Source organism: Hydrotalea sp. AMD (assembly GCF_004100315.1).
GTDB lineage: Bacteria > Bacteroidota > Bacteroidia > Chitinophagales > Chitinophagaceae > Hydrotalea > Hydrotalea flava.
Window position 1 is genome coordinate 1 of the sequence record NZ_SCKY01000096.1, and the last position, 974, is coordinate 974.

Genomic DNA, 974 nt, shown 5'->3' on the forward strand with positions numbered 1-974 from the left:
AAGGGATTTTAGATAATTGTAAGGATGTGGAATTTGATTCATCAATCTTTCCACTACATCATTAAATAGCCACTTACGCATATTCCTTTTATTAAATCGATATTCATATTCATCACTATAAGCAAACAAATATTCACTCGAACATTGATGATGTGTTCCTCTCAGCCAATTTTTGAACTGCATAATCTGTTTGTGCAGTTCTTCCATCGCAGTTCCTTTTTTAGAATATTCGATGCTAATATTTTTCATTTGTTTAGCTAATTTTTTATACGAATGATAAGCATCTGTTTTTATTTGGGCTTCCGATGATACATTATCTTTTATCGCATACTTCAATTCTTCGGATTTAAAACTTTCTATTGGCTGTAATGCAATATTCCCTGTTCGACCATCAGCTAATATCTCAACTGCCACAAACATTGCATCTTTCGTTTTGGTACTTCTCCCTTTGTCGGTAGAATAGCCGCCAATAAGGGTTTCGTCTACTTCAACATCACCTTTCAATTTATCTTCTTTATCCTTCTTCATTACTGCCTGTAGCTTCCTTTTAAATAACCATGCCGTTTTTTGTTGTACACCAACCTCATTGCCCAGTTCTATCGTCGACATCCCTTTTTTCTTCGCTGTTAATCTGAATACCATGTGAAAGGCTTTCAGTATCGGCATCTTTATTCCATGAAAAACAGTGTTAGCTGTAACACTTTCATCGTAGCCACAACTGCGGCAACGACGATAGTAATATGTACGGCCTTTATAACTCTGATCGCATCCACATTTACTACATTGATACTGCTTGCCCCATTTGATCTCCAACAGATAATTGTAGCAATCTTCATTTGTTTTGAACCGTTTGCCAAACTCAATTGCATTAACCCCTTTGAACATAACTAAATATTTTAGACCTCAATTTACTAATTTATTTAGTTATTTCACCCCCCTATCTCTTATTTGTAAATGTTCTACCTAATCCTATA

At 35.0% G+C, this 974-nt stretch carries 1 protein-coding gene; it reads right to left on the reverse strand.

The genetic code is table 11. The features are described 5' to 3' along the window. On the reverse strand, positions 1 to 885 hold an 885-nt coding region (locus tag EO766_RS18235; RefSeq protein WP_218332179.1), incomplete at its 3' end, for an IS1595 family transposase. Positions 886 to 974: the final 89 nt, after the last annotated feature.